This window comes from Candidatus Thiodiazotropha endoloripes (assembly GCF_001708965.1).
Lineage (GTDB): Bacteria > Pseudomonadota > Gammaproteobacteria > Chromatiales > Chromatiaceae > Thiodiazotropha > Thiodiazotropha endoloripes.
Genome location: NZ_LVJW01000006.1, coordinates 453283 through 466900 on the forward strand (window position 1 = coordinate 453283; position 13618 = coordinate 466900).

The 13618-nt window shown below is 54.1% G+C and carries 13 protein-coding genes; 10 read left to right on the forward strand and 3 right to left on the reverse strand.

The window, feature by feature from the left end; genetic code table 11:
- The first annotated feature begins 32 nt into the window (after positions 1-32).
- The 3 genes from A3193_RS12565 (at position 33) to A3193_RS12575 (ending at position 3806) form a co-directional block, all read left to right on the forward strand.
- The gene (locus A3193_RS12565) at positions 33-887 is read left to right on the forward strand and encodes a class I SAM-dependent methyltransferase (protein ID WP_141694543.1); all 855 of its coding nucleotides are present in this window, start codon (positions 33-35) and stop codon (positions 885-887) included.
- A gap of 90 nt (positions 888-977) precedes the next feature.
- A complete protein-coding gene (locus tag A3193_RS12570) occupies positions 978-1430 on the forward strand; it encodes a GNAT family N-acetyltransferase (RefSeq protein WP_069015002.1) in 453 nt (150 codons plus the stop codon).
- A gap of 444 nt (positions 1431-1874) precedes the next feature.
- A complete protein-coding gene (locus tag A3193_RS12575) occupies positions 1875-3806 on the forward strand; it encodes an NAD(P)-binding protein (protein WP_069015003.1) in 1932 nt (643 codons plus the stop codon).
- Positions 3807-3970: 164 nt separating this feature from the next.
- Here the strand turns inward: A3193_RS12575 and A3193_RS12580 are convergent, their stop codons facing one another.
- Positions 3971-5551 (reverse strand): ATP-binding protein, encoded by a 1581-nt coding sequence (locus A3193_RS12580; protein ID WP_069003882.1) that lies wholly within the window; start codon positions 5549-5551, stop codon positions 3971-3973.
- A 2-nt stretch (positions 5552-5553) separates the two neighbouring features.
- On the reverse strand, positions 5554-6285 hold the full coding sequence (locus A3193_RS12585) for a response regulator (RefSeq protein WP_069003881.1): 732 nt from the start codon (positions 6283-6285) through the stop codon (positions 5554-5556).
- Between the two features lie 452 nt (positions 6286-6737).
- Between A3193_RS12585 and A3193_RS12590 the strand changes: the two genes are divergently transcribed.
- From A3193_RS12590 to A3193_RS12600, 3 genes are all read left to right on the forward strand, one after another.
- On the forward strand, positions 6738-7748 hold the full coding sequence (locus A3193_RS12590; protein WP_069004148.1) for a dihydroorotate dehydrogenase-like protein: 1011 nt from the start codon (positions 6738-6740) through the stop codon (positions 7746-7748).
- A gap of 493 nt (positions 7749-8241) precedes the next feature.
- Positions 8242-9009, forward strand: a complete 768-nt coding sequence (zapD, locus tag A3193_RS12595; RefSeq protein WP_069003880.1) for a cell division protein ZapD — start codon at positions 8242-8244, stop codon at positions 9007-9009.
- Entirely contained in the window at positions 9009-9200 is a 192-nt protein-coding gene (locus A3193_RS12600; protein ID WP_069003879.1) for a DNA gyrase inhibitor YacG, read from the forward strand. The genes zapD and A3193_RS12600 overlap by 1 nt, the downstream gene beginning before the upstream one ends.
- On the opposite strand, the gene A3193_RS12605 is transcribed toward A3193_RS12600, so the two are convergent.
- Positions 9173-9868, reverse strand: coding sequence for a hypothetical protein (locus A3193_RS12605; RefSeq protein ID WP_069003878.1), 696 nt, complete (start codon positions 9866-9868; stop codon positions 9173-9175). The two genes, A3193_RS12600 and A3193_RS12605, sit on opposite strands and share 28 nt — an antisense overlap.
- A 292-nt stretch (positions 9869-10160) precedes the next feature.
- Between A3193_RS12605 and A3193_RS12610 the strand changes: the two genes are divergently transcribed.
- The 4 genes from A3193_RS12610 (at position 10161) to nrdD (ending at position 13612) form a co-directional block, all read left to right on the forward strand.
- Entirely contained in the window at positions 10161-10541 is a 381-nt protein-coding gene (locus tag A3193_RS12610; protein ID WP_069003877.1) for a thioredoxin family protein, read from the forward strand.
- Between the two features lie 18 nt (positions 10542-10559).
- Positions 10560-11198, forward strand: a complete 639-nt coding sequence (locus A3193_RS12615) for an MBL fold metallo-hydrolase (RefSeq protein ID WP_069015004.1) — start codon at positions 10560-10562, stop codon at positions 11196-11198.
- A 202-nt stretch (positions 11199-11400) separates the two neighbouring features.
- Positions 11401-13446 (forward strand): ribonucleoside triphosphate reductase, encoded by a 2046-nt coding sequence (locus A3193_RS12620; RefSeq protein WP_069003875.1) that lies wholly within the window; start codon positions 11401-11403, stop codon positions 13444-13446.
- Positions 13430-13612 (forward strand): anaerobic ribonucleoside-triphosphate reductase, encoded by a 183-nt coding sequence (gene nrdD, locus A3193_RS20910; protein ID WP_069003874.1) that lies wholly within the window; start codon positions 13430-13432, stop codon positions 13610-13612. The genes A3193_RS12620 and nrdD overlap by 17 nt, the downstream gene beginning before the upstream one ends.
- Positions 13613-13618 lie beyond the last annotated feature (6 nt).

The following is a 13618-nucleotide window of genomic DNA, read 5'->3' on the forward strand; positions in this document are numbered from 1 at the left end:
AATACCAATCCATAAGTCGACCTGATCATCGATTGATCAACCCATATGAAATGGAACACTCTCACAACAGCGGCAGACCGATGGATACCATAGAGTACAAACAGAGCATACAGACCACCTTTGACAAAGTCTCAAGCCGATATGACCAAAACAGTTTCTTTGGCATCTCCGCAAAAAGATTGGCAGCGCTGTTGCCTGCGGCGGATGAGCTGCATGTGCTGGATATATCAACAGGGACCGGCAGCGTGGCGATTGAAATCGCAACCAGGCATAGGGATGCACGTATCGAAGCCATCGACCTCTCCCGGGAGATGTTGGATATTGCGGCAACAAAAGCTGAACAGATGAAGATCCCAAATATCCGCTTCAGTCAATCCGATGTGGATAACCTGACCTATTCAGCGGAGACATTCGATGTGGTTACCTGCGGTTACGCCATGTTTTTCTATCCCGACATGGAGGCCACATACCGGACGATATGCAGAACCCTCAAACCGGGTGGCCAGTTGATCTGCTCCTCATTTACACAAGCGGCCTTCAACCCATACGCCGAACTGTTTTTGAATCGTCTCAAGTCAGACTATGAGCTGTCACTTCCAGCGCAGATAAAGGATCGCCTCAAAAGCTCTCAAAAGTGGCAGGCACTGGTGGAAACCTGTGCTTACGATCGCCTGGAGATTGTTGAGTATCCGATTCGCTATCCCATATCAGTTGATGATTGGTGGGGCCTGCTCAATAGCGCAGCTTACAGATCGATGCTCGATCAACTGCAACCCGATCAACTGGCCGCATTCAAACGCGATCATACCGCTGAAGTTGCCGAGATCTCCAATAACGGAACTGTAGAGCTCAATGCGGACACACTGTTTTGCAAAGTAACACTTTGAATCGGATTATACAGTCCCATCCGTTTGGAATTATTTTAAACATAAATAGGTCCAACTTTCGTCTACTGACCATCCTATCGAGTAACCCTTATGAACATCCGACCAGTAGAGTCAACTGATTTAACAGACTGGGTCAACATGAGAAGTGAACTCTGGCCAAAGCATCAGACTCATCATCCCGCAGAACTCGCAGACTACTTTTCCGGTAGATCCATCGACATTGTTGAAACCTTCGTGGTTGAAATTGCCGCAAATAAATTGGTCGGTTTTATCGAGCTCAATATTCGGAATTTTGCCGAGGGTAGCCGTTCGTCCAGGATCCCTTACATAGAAGCCTGGTTTGTCAAACCCGAGCATCGTGGCAAAGGTTATGGTCAAGCGCTGATACGACAAGCTGAGTCCTGGGCGATGAAGGAAGGGTTCGAGGAGATCGCCAGCGATACAGAGCTGCATAACCACAAAAGTATCGCGCTACACAAACAGCTCGGCTTCATTGAAACCGAGAGGATCGTCTGTTTTCTGAAGTCACTTAAACAAACCTGACAGTTAAGCGATCATCTCAAATCGAGTGAGCTGAATATTGTTTATGCTCCGCTAAAAATGCGAGGAAAAAACCCCTCAACGCTGGTAACATCAAGCCCGATGAGATTCAGCCAAGCTGTTTTCAACCGTGCCACACCGGCGAGGCTGTGACAGAGTTCGATTTTTCAGCTTGTATTGACTTAACAGTGGCCCAATCCAGATCAATCTTAAGCATCCCTTAAAAATGCTTTGATCTACTTGCCAGAAGAGAATTGGTTCACTAATCCATAACAACGTAAACCAGATACATTTATTGCATTCGATCTAGGGCCTGTGAAAAAAACAACAGTTCGGAATGAAATCCATAAAAACACCGAACCAGAGCAAGACCAACCTGTGACAAATCTGCAGATTTTCAGTGTGCAAACAGAGTGCCACACTGCTTTGTAACGGAGTGATAAACGAATGAGTGACACCGATCCAACATATCGCCGCTATAGCGACGGCGACAACGAACCCTACGACTGGAATAGCGATGTAATCAACCAAGGCGAGTCCTACCTCTGCCCGACCTATATCCAGCGCACCCCGCCATGCCAGAACGCCTGCCCATCGGGCCATGACATTCGAGGCTGGCTATCGATCGTACGCGGCCTGGACAAACCTCAAGCTGACAAGCCCTGGCAGCAATACGCATTCGAACGCATGACCCAGGCCAATCCCTTCCCCTCAATCATGGGTAGGGTATGCCCTGCTCCCTGCCAGGGTGGGTGTAACCGTAACAGTCTTGATGGTTTTGTCGGCATCAACTCCATTGAGCAGTATATCGGTGACTGGGCGAGGGAAAACAATCTCGCTTTTGACAAACCTGAAGCAGAATCGGGTAAGCGGGTGGCCATCATCGGAGGTGGCCCTGCCGGATTGGCCGCCGCCCTGTTCCTTCGCCGCCTGGGCCACAACTCAACCATCTTCGAAGCCCATGATGCGCTGGGTGGTCAGATGGTATTCGGTATTCCCGGCTACCGTATACCGCGTGATGTACTGGAAGATGAGATCCAGCGCATCCTCGACCTGGGCGGTATCGAAGTACAACTCAACACTCGGGTCGGTGACAATGTAAAGGTCGAAACCCTGGAGCATGACTACGATGCCATCTTCTGGAGCGTCGGCACGGTTATCGGGAAACTGCTGCGTGTCGAAGGCGGCGAGGCCCCCAACTGTATCGACGGCATGACCTTCCTCAGGTCCTTCAACGATGGCTCCCTGAAATACCTCGATGGTCGTATCCTGGTGATCGGTGGCGGTGATACCGCCATGGATGTGGCGGCTGTTGCGAAACGCATCGGAGAGGTGGCCGAACTCGACCATCCCGAACGCCCGGAGGCGGTGTTCGATGGATCCGGTTCTCAACCGGAAGATCGGGCAGCATTACGCACCGACTCCGACTGCTGGCTGGTCTATCGCCGCCCGATCGAAAAGGCTCCCTGTACCAAGCATGAGTTGGAAGCCTGTATCACTGAGGGGGTAGAGATCCACGACAGCCTGGCTCCCCTTGAGGTGATATTGGATGAGCAGGGCCGCGCCTCTGCCCTGAAGGTCCAGCCGGTGGATTGGTCGAGCGGCAAAATGGAACCGAACGGAGAACCCTTCGAGATCGAGTGCGCCCTGATCGTCGCCGCCACCGGTCAGACCGGTGACTACGACGGCATCGACGGTATCGCCAACGAGTGGAACCAGATTGATGCGGATCGAACCATGCAGGTGAAAGGTAAACAGGGTCACTTCGTTGCCGGTGACGCCATCGATCCCCACCTGCTGACCACCGCAATTGGTCAGGCCTCGGTGGCCGTCCAGGGAATCGATAAATATCTCAGTGGTGTGTCGCTTGATGACCGACCCAAGGTGGAGGGTCACCACTTCGATCTGCTGCAGGAGCTGGATGAAAAATCCCTATCACCGGATGAGTACAACCATGGATCGACCTGGGGCACCAGCAGCGCCAAATGGTCTGTACACAATTTCGAGAACCGGGCCGAAGCAGACGTAATCAATACCAATGCCCTCTACACCGGTCACTTTGACTACGAGAAAGTCAACGCTCGGGAAGAGATCGACATCAACGTTAGCAACGTATTGGGCAGCATGATCGAGCGCTTCAACGGCCTGACCCAGGATTCAGCGGTCAGCGAAGCCAAACGTTGCATGAGTTGCGGATTCTGCTTCGAATGCGACAACTGTGTCATCTACTGTCCCCAGGATGCGGTCACCCGGGTGAAAAAGGATCAGCGTGTCATGGGCCGCTATGTGGAGACCGACTACGCCAAGTGCGTCGGTTGCCATATCTGCAAGGAGGTCTGCCCCACCGGTTACATTGAGATGGGGCTGGGGCAGTACTGAATCGGACACTGTTTGAACCGACGACCTATCCGTTCATTTTTAATCGACCCAGACCCGGCTCGCGCCGGGTCTGGGTCGTCAAATCTTGTTCCCGCCCCTGATGCGGATTGGAGAGATGATTCCACTCAGGAGCCTGAGGCCAGTTAACACCAATCCAATAGGCCCTAGGATACCGGCCAGCTGATTATAAAGCGGGCGCCACCACTGGCCGCGTCTTCAACCCATGCCTGTCCACCATGCCACCGGGCAATCTGCTGCACGATGGCCAGACCGAGCCCCACACCGCCAGACTCCCGGTCGCGTGCCGTATCCAGTCGGGCAAAGGGTTCAAAGATCCGATGGCGCTCTTTTTCAGGTACGCCGCTACCATCATCCTCAACCATAATAGTCGCCATTCCCTGCTGACAGTCGGCCGATACGATCAGACGCTGTCGCGCATGACGCTGTCCGTTTCTCAGTAGATTCTTGACCGCCCTGCCCATCAGCTTTGAATCAACAGTCACCTGCAGCTGACTGTCCTGTGACTCAGTGACCAGTTCAGGTTTTACACCGTCATAGTCATCCTCAGTCTCGATCAGCAACGCCTGCAACCAGTCCTGCAAATAGACCGTATCCATCACCAGCTCCGGGCGCTCCCGATCGAGCCGTGAATAACTCAGGGATTCACTGACCAACTCTTCCAGTTCCAGGATATCTTTACGCATCGCGGTGATGTGACGTTTTCTGTCCTCCTCACCCAGCGGGTCTTCCAGCATATCGATGCGGAAGCGCAAACGGGCAATCGGGGTACGCAGCTCGTGGGAGACAGCACCGGTCAAATCCCGATGGGATTGAATCAACTTTTGAATCCGTCGGGCCATGCCATTGAAAGTCTCCGCCAGCGTTTTCAAGGCAGCGCCGTTACTCACAATCAGACGGGTATTCAGATCACCGGCACCCAGTCGCGTCACGCCTTGATCGAATCGACTCAACTCCCGCCAAACGGGACGAACCCAGAGATAGACCGCCAGGGCAACCAACAGGGCAAACAGTATCAGCAGAATGGTATTGAAATTGCGCAACACAAAGGGGGCTTCATAGGGGCCGGCTCGGAACACCAGCTCGGAGCCATGCACTCTTGCATAGTAGGTATCCCGGCTCTCCTCAAAGCCAAGCACCACAACTTTCCCCGCCTTGATATCAGCAAGACGATCCGCAGGCAGTGAGGGATCATCCAGCGGCAGCAGTTTCAATGGCATTTTAAAGCGCTTCCCCAGCGTCTGCAGAATCTGCGGCCACTCCTCCCTATCCCGTTGCAAAAACAGTTCACCGATCAGCTGGACAATGCCTTCAACCTCCTCAACCTCCCGCTGCTCCCGACTCTTGCCCAGGGCCAGCATAAGATAACGATCCGAGTCGGGTATCTGTTTATAGAAGCGGGTCAGATCATCATCGTCGGTAAAAACAAACTTTCCCAGCGCCAGCGCGGAGAGTTCATCATCATCAAGGGGCAACTGGTCATATGCCATCAACGCCAGGCCGCTTTTGAAATTGGCTTTCAACGCATTGACGGTCTGCGGCCATTCACTCTGCGGTTGGCTCAACAGGCGATCCTCGACCAGACCGAACACACCGAACATCGAGCGCTCATAATAGTCCCGAATGGTGCCTTTCAGCGCCATTTCCGGTAACCAGACGATGCCCAGCACGAACAGGGCTCCGGTAATGAACAGAATGCCGTAGAGGGTAATAAAAAGGCGCGCCATGCTCAGTCCCAGGCGTCCGGTACAAACAGATAGCCCCGTCCACGCACCGTCTTGATGCGATAGGGGCGGTGGGCATTGTCGTTGAGCTTTCTTCTCAACCTGGAGATCCCGATATCCACCGACCGGTCTAGGCCGTCGTAGGCAAAGCCACGCAGTGTTTTCAAGGCGCTGTCCCGATCCACCACCTGACCTGCGGTAGAGGCCAGCAGCCACAGCAGGTCGAACTCACCGGTGGAGAGCTCAATGGTCTCGTCATTCAGTGACAGGGTCCTGCCTCGTGCATCGATCTGCAACTTGCCGAAAGCGAGTTGATCCCCCTGGACATCCTGCGCCGTGGTACCGATGGCGCGGTAGCGTCGCAACAGGGATCTCAAACGCGCCAGCAAAACCCGGGGTTCCACCGGTTTGGTAAGGTAATCGTCCGCCCCGAGCTCCAGACCCACAACCTCATCCACATCCTCATCCCGGGCGGTAAACATGGCGATCGGGCCGCTGAAGTCGGATCGGATCTCGCGACAGATCTCCAACCCATCCTTACCGGGCAGGTTCAGATCGAGCACCAGGATATCCGGCTTGAGTGAACTTACCCGTTCAGTTGCCCGGTCGCCGCGATGCTCCAGATGTACTTCGAATTCATAACGCTGCAGATACTCCTGTACCAATCCGGCAAGCTGAACATCATCTTCCACCAGCAGCACCCTGGGAGGTCCGGCAATCATCTTCCCATCATTCATCAATCCTCTCCCACTAGGGCCTGTTAACACGAATCCATTAGGCCCTAACACTCCTGACCATAGCATGCTCACAGCGGAATGGGTGTTACGCTGGGTATTCGACTGTAACATAGTGTAACAACCACCAACGGCATGCTTGAAACCATAACGATGAGCGGGTGAAAGCATGACTCAATCAGCATAGGATAAACAGACGATGGAGCCGCGGCAGATGCCATATTTACCAAGGCACTCGCTGAGTACGCGGATTTGGTCAACACACGAGATTGGTCTGGCGATCAGCAGAAAAATGGCTAAAACTAAAAGCATGGATGGAATCTAAAAGCCGAACCACCAATAGAGTACGATCAGAAATTTCTGCTTCAGCCGGATATCTGCCCGGCAGGAGAATCGCTTCACGATACCATCCAAACAGCCCGAATCCACTCGCCTGAGCATGAATGGGGAATGACATGGACCTGACAACTGACTATCTTGGGATGCGACTCAAAAACCCGTTGGTCCCCTCCGCATCGCCACTTTCCCGCAGTATCGACGATGTACGTCGAATGGAGGATGCCGGTGCCTCGGCAGTGATCATGTACTCCCTGTTCGAGGAGTCGGTAACCGCCGAAGAGGAGACGATGGTGCGTTTTCTGCATCATCAGGATACCGGATTTGCGGAAGCTGACAGCTTTCTGCCAGACCACTATGACTTTTCCAATGGTCAGGAGCGTTATCTGGAAAACCTGCGGGCGCTCAAGCAGGCGGTGGAGATACCGGTGATTGCCAGCCTCAATGGCACCACCCCCGGCGGCTGGATTACCCACGCCACAGAGATGGAGCAGGCCGGTGCCGATGCGATTGAGCTGAACATCTATCAGGTGGCGGCTGACATCGAGACCGGCGGCAGTGAAATCGAGCAGCGCTATGTCGAACTGCTCACCCAGTTGGAACAGCGGGTCAACCTGCCCATCAATATGAAACTTTCACCCGCCTTCAGTGCCATGGCGAACATGGTCAAACAACTCGAAACTGCTGGTGCGAACGGAGTCTCCCTGTTCAACCGTTTCTATCAGCCGGACATCAACATCGACAATATGCGGCTCACCAGTACACTGCATACCTCGAACTCTTCGGAGGTACTGCTGGCGATGCGCTGGATCGCGATCCTGTACGGCCGAACCAAGCTCTCATTGGGTGCCACCGGTGGTGTTCACACCTCAGAAGATGTCATTAAACTGCTGCTGGCGGGGGCCGATGTCGTCCATCTGTGCAGTCTGCTGCTCGAGCAGGGCCCAACAGCGCTGGCCAAAATCCTGGATGGCATAGAACAGTGGATGGAAGAGAAAGGCTTTGAATCGATCGAGGAGTTTCGTGGCCGGCTCAGCCAGATCAGTGTCGCCGATCCAACCGAGTTCGAACGGGTCAACTATGTGCATATTCTGGACAGCTTCAGTTTCGGTCCGGGTGTACGAAGCTAGACGATTGCCTCATACTAGGGCCTGTTAACGCGAATGATAACGCCACTGGGCGCTAAAACAGACCCAGCCCCGAATGGCGCTGACTTAACCAGTATTTGGTGGGGCAGGGCCCCACCCTACACTGAACTCAACAGTAGGGTGGGGCCCTGCCCCACCAAAAATCCTTTGATACGCTAGTGTACTGTCTCATACAATCTGAGGTGTTACGTCTGAAAAAGCGCTACGAACCGTTGCTCGCCACTCATTTGGAACAACCGAACTACGCTGCTTGCAGCTTGATTTGCTCTTTTTCAGGCACAACAGAGCATATTGGATTCGTGTTATCAGGCCCTAACATCTATCCAATGGCGCTGTTCAACTTTTGGAGCTGGGGAGATTTTGACAAAATGATAACCGCCGCACCCATTACCACAGCTATCGTGTTAGCAGTCAGGCCCGACCCCTGACATAATAGGCCGCTCTTTACGCCGCCTGACGGGTTGAACCAAATCTCGTGACAGACCAGATCCACTACGAACATCCTCTGAATGAAAGGATCCGTACCTTTCTTCGATTGGAGCACCTGTTCATGAAGGTGGACCACTTTCGTCCTCTGGCCGACATCTGGAGTAACCGGGCGGCGATCGAGGGTCTGCTGAGCATCATGAGTGTATTCGGCCGCTCTGACCTCAAAACCGAGATCCTCAAAGAGCTGGAGCGCCATGTCAGCAATCTTGAGCGGGTGCGCCAGCAGCCCGGCGTCAACATGGAGGCCCTGGGACTGGTACTCGACGATCTGGAGCAGGCGATTCATCAGGTCTATCGCATGGATGGGCAGATCGCCCGTAATCTGCGTAACAATGAGTTTCTGACCGCCATCATGCAACGCAGCAGCATCCCCGGGGGAGGCTGTAATTTCGATCTGCCGCAATACCATCGCTGGCTCAACCAGCCCCACGAAATACGTCAGGATCAGATGAGTGAATGGATGCATGAACTGCACCCGGTCCGGGAGGCAGTTGTTCTGCTGCTCAATCTGGTGCGCGGCAGCAACCTGCCCAGCGAAGAGACTGCCCAACAGGGCTTCTTTCAGAAAAGTCTGGAACCCTCGTCACCAGCCCAGCTGGTGCGTGTCAGCCTGCCACGCCAGACCAATGTCTTCACCGAGATCAGCGGCAACAAGCACCGCTTCAGCATCCGCTTTCTGGAGTCCATGGACACGGGAAAACCGACCCAATCCAAGCAGGACATCCCTTTTCAACTCACCACCTGTATCTTCTGATGGAAAAAACCGCCCCGACCACAGTCCCCTGTCCAAACTGCGGAAAATCGGTCCTCTGGGAAGAGAGCTCGAAATGGAAACCCTTCTGCACTGAACGCTGTCGGCTGATTGATCTGGGAGACTGGCTGGATGAGAACCACAGAATCTCGGAACCCCTCAACGGTCAGCTTGAAGAAGAGCCCTTCGACTGAGCCTCACCTTTCAATCCAGTTGAGACTTTCTTACAGATCTTGAGAACCTCCTGGTACCAGCCTGCTGCCTGTTTGTTGGTATGAGACCAGGGTTCAATCAGTGTTTTCATCTGACTGCAGTACCATTGAGCCTGGTGCAGCTGCTGGCCCTTTATCAGACGCTCAGCCTGGCGGATGTGGTGGTGATAAGCGGTTTCCACCCGCCTGAACTCCAGTTTTGACGTCAGCTGTTCCCGCACAGTGTCGGTCACCGGAGTCAATAGCCGATCCTCTTTCAGCAGCCAGCTGATCTCATTCGACAGCCGGGAGAACTGCTCAAGTCGGGCTGTATCGAGCAACCGCTCCTCACTCTCAGGTTTGACCTGACCGATCGCCTGCTCCGCAGCCTGGATCATCTGACTGATGCCTTCATACTTGGGATGCATCTGCTGCAGGGCCAGTAAACGGGCATGAATGTCCCGCCGCAACAGGGTTAACACCTCGGCAGGCACAGGCAAACCGGGCATACGCCCGATCAGCGCCTCGATTTCAGTTACCCGGTTGAGGATTCGCTGCACCTTCTGATTTCGCTCTTCAACAAAATCGTTATAACGCTGAATGATGCTTGCCAGCACCAGGGTGAGGACTAACAGTCCCCCGACCACAATAAAGAGCGTTGTCTGTTCCATCGATGGATGATCTACCTGCGCTGTATGGTTTTTCTGTCACAATATTAACCCGACACCTTAATAGGTTAGGTTCAGGGCTTCAAGGGTGGCAGGCGCTGCACCAGATCTGGCAGATGGGTTTTGACAAAAGTTTGCTGCACTGTATTCCCAACGCTTGCATTTGAGCATCTCGTGAGTATTGTTCTGACACGATAAACCCGGCGGCTGAAAGTGAACCATTTGGTCACCGGATTAATAAGAACTGACAAAGAAAAAAACAACCTAATCTAAAAACACCACCGGAGATAGCCCCATGTCCTGGGTGATGATCATACTACTGCTGATTGCCAGCTATCTGATTCTGGTACCGCTGCTTACCTACCTCTCCGCGAAAAGACAGATTGGCCTTGAAGTGGCTTCGGAGAGCGGGGAAGCGGAGAGTCGCCTGATCTATTTCTACAGTGAAAGCTGCCCACCCTGCAAACAGATGACCCCGATTATCGACGATCTGTCGAGACACCATGGGAACATCAGCAAAATCAACATCAGCGACGACCCGGAAGCGGCCAGGCAGTACAAAATCCGCGCCACACCGACACTGATTCTGGTAAAAGACGGGGTAATCGATGATATCCTTCTCGGCGCGAAAAAAACCGCCCAGATCGAAAACCTGTTGAACAAGATCGAGCACTGAAGTTGAGGCCAACTGCTGATGCAATACAAAGTCATACCCGTAACCCCCTTCCAGCAAAACTGCACCCTGTTCTGGTGTGAAAACACCCGCGCGGCCGCCATCATCGATCCGGGCGGTGAGAGTCAGCGGCTGATGACCATCCTTGAGGATCTCGAGTTGAAACCGCAGATGATTCTGCTCACCCATGGCCACCTGGATCATGCCGGTGGCGCAGTCGAGCTGGCGGAAAGGCTTGGCGTACCGATCCAGGGACCACACAAGGAGGATGCCTTCTGGCTCGACAACATGGACCAGCAGGCGGATATGTTCGGTTTTGGTGACGGTAGAAAATGCACTCCGGATCAATGGTTGGAGCACGGGGATCAGGTCTCCCTTGGGGATGAGAAGCTGGAAGTCATCCACTGCCCAGGCCATACCCCAGGTCATATCATATTTTTTCACCGGGATAGCCGGGTTGCCCAGGTTGGCGACGTACTGTTCAAAGGCTCCATTGGCAGGACCGACTTTCCCCGGGGCGACCACCAGGCCCTGCTGCGTTCAATCAGAGAGAGGCTCTGGCCCCTGGGGGACGATGTACGTTTCATACCCGGTCATGGACCGGATTCCACCTTTGGCGAGGAGCGCCAGACCAATCCGTTCGTTGCGGACGGCCTATAACCCCGGATCGCCCAGACAAACCGGCAGCAGGGCTCTGCTGCCGCCCCTCTCCCACCATTCAACCCACGATCAGCCAAAGATTTCATCAGATATTTGATGTCAGTCAATTACTGACCTTGAAAACACAATATATTGTGTTTGAATTATTAATCACTCGCTACATATAGATATTCATTGATAATAACGCCGGAGGGCTACCGAGATGCAAGCCACCATTGGGCGACAGAGACTCCGTACACCCAGCAAAATCGTAAAGAGAGACGGCAGCGAAGCGGATTTTGATCCCTCCAAAATCCATAACGCCATCCTGCTGGCCGCTGAAGCCAGCGGTGAATTCGGGGATGAAGAGGCCGCCTTGATCACCGCTCAGGTGGTAAAAGTCCTGACCCACACCGGCTATCGACAGAGTAACCCTGACATCGAGCGGATACAGGATGTAGTGGAACAGGTACTGATCAGCGCCAACCACCTGCAGACTGCCCGGGCCTATATCGTCTACCGGGAGCAACATAAAAAGCTGCGCCAGGATCGACGCACCCTGCTCGATGTCTCCAGCTCGGTGAATGAGTATCTGCAGCGTAGTGACTGGCGGGTCAGCGCGAATGCCAACCAGGGCTACTCACTGGGTGGCCTGATCCTAAACACCTCCGGCAAGATGATCGCCAACTACTGGCTCAACCATGTCTATCCACCGGAGATCGGCGAGGCCCACCGGAGTGGCGCAGTGCATGTTCATGACCTGGACATGCTGGCCGGCTACTGTGCCGGCTGGTCACTGAGAACCCTGCTGCACGAGGGACTCAACGGAATTCCAGGCAAGGTCGAATCCTCACCCCCAAAACATCTCTCCAGTGCGGTCGGCCAGATCGTCAACTTTCTGGGAACCCTGCAGAATGAGTGGGCCGGGGCCCAGGCATTCAGCTCGTTCGATACCTACCTGGCGCCCTTCATTCGCAACGACAATCTCAGTTACGAGCAGATCAAACAGGCTATCCAGGAGCTGATCTACAACCTCAACGTTCCCTCCCGCTGGGGCACCCAGACTCCGTTTACCAACCTCACCTTCGACTGGGTCTGCCCGGAGGATCTGCGCCGGCAGGTACCTGTGATCGGCGGTATGGAGATGCCCTTCCAGTATGGTGAACTGCAAGCCGAAATGGATCTGATCAATCGCGCCTATATCGAGGTAATGACTGAAGGGGATGCCAAAGGCCGGGTCTTCACCTTCCCCATCCCTACCTACAACATTACCGCTGATTTCCCCTGGGAGAGCGAGAATGCCGAACGGCTGTTCCGCATGACCGCCAAGTATGGCCTGCCCTATTTCCAGAACTTCCTCAATTCCGAGCTGAGCCCGCACCAGGTGCGCTCCATGTGCTGCCGGCTGCAACTCGATCTGCGGGAGCTGCTGAAACGGGGCAACGGTCTGTTCGGATCGGCCGAGCAGACCGGCTCCATCGGTGTGGTCACCCTCAACTGTGCCCGTCTCGGTCATCAGTTCGCTGCCAATGAAACAGGGCTGCTGAAAGCCACCGATGAGCTCCTGCGCCTGGCCCGTAACAGCCTGGAAATCAAAAGAAAGGTGATCCAGCGCCACATGGACGCCGGGCTGTTTCCTTATACAAAGAGATACCTGGGCACACTGCGCAACCACTTCTCAACAATCGGCATCAACGGTGTCAATGAGATGATCCGCAACTTCAGCGGTGACCGCTGGGATATCGCCGAGCCAGAGGGCAAGGCACTGGCTGAGCGGTTTCTCGATCATATCCGCGAGAGGATGGTGAGCTTCCAGGAGCAGAGCGGTCATCTCTACAATCTGGAGGCGACCCCGGCAGAAGGCGCCACCTATCGCTTCGCCAAGATTGACCGCCAGCGGTTTCCTGAAATTCTGCAGGCCGGTACCCCGCAGACTCCCTACTATACCAATTCATCCCAGCTGCCGGTCGGCTATACCGAGGACCCGTTCGCTGCCTTGCAACATCAAGAGTCCCTGCAGTGCAAATATACCGGCGGGACCGTACTCCACCTCTATATGAATGAACGCATCAGCAGCACCCAGGCCTGCAGGAACCTGATCAAGCGATCACTGGAAAAATTTCGTCTCCCCTATCTGACCATCACCCCGACCTTTTCCATCTGTCCTGTTCACGGCTACCTGAGTGGCGAGCACGAGTTCTGCCCTGAATGCGATCAACGTCTGCGTGAACAGAAATTACAGGAGCAACTCAATGAACAAAACAATTGAACTGAAAGATGAAGAACGCACTCGTTGCGAAGTCTGGACCCGGGTAATGGGTTATCACCGTCCGATATCCGCATTCAATCCAGGTAAACAGGCGGAGCAGGCGGAACGTCTCTGCTACCAGGAGCCGATATCCCGTAAAACCGATCGACTCACACCACACCCCTGACAGGCG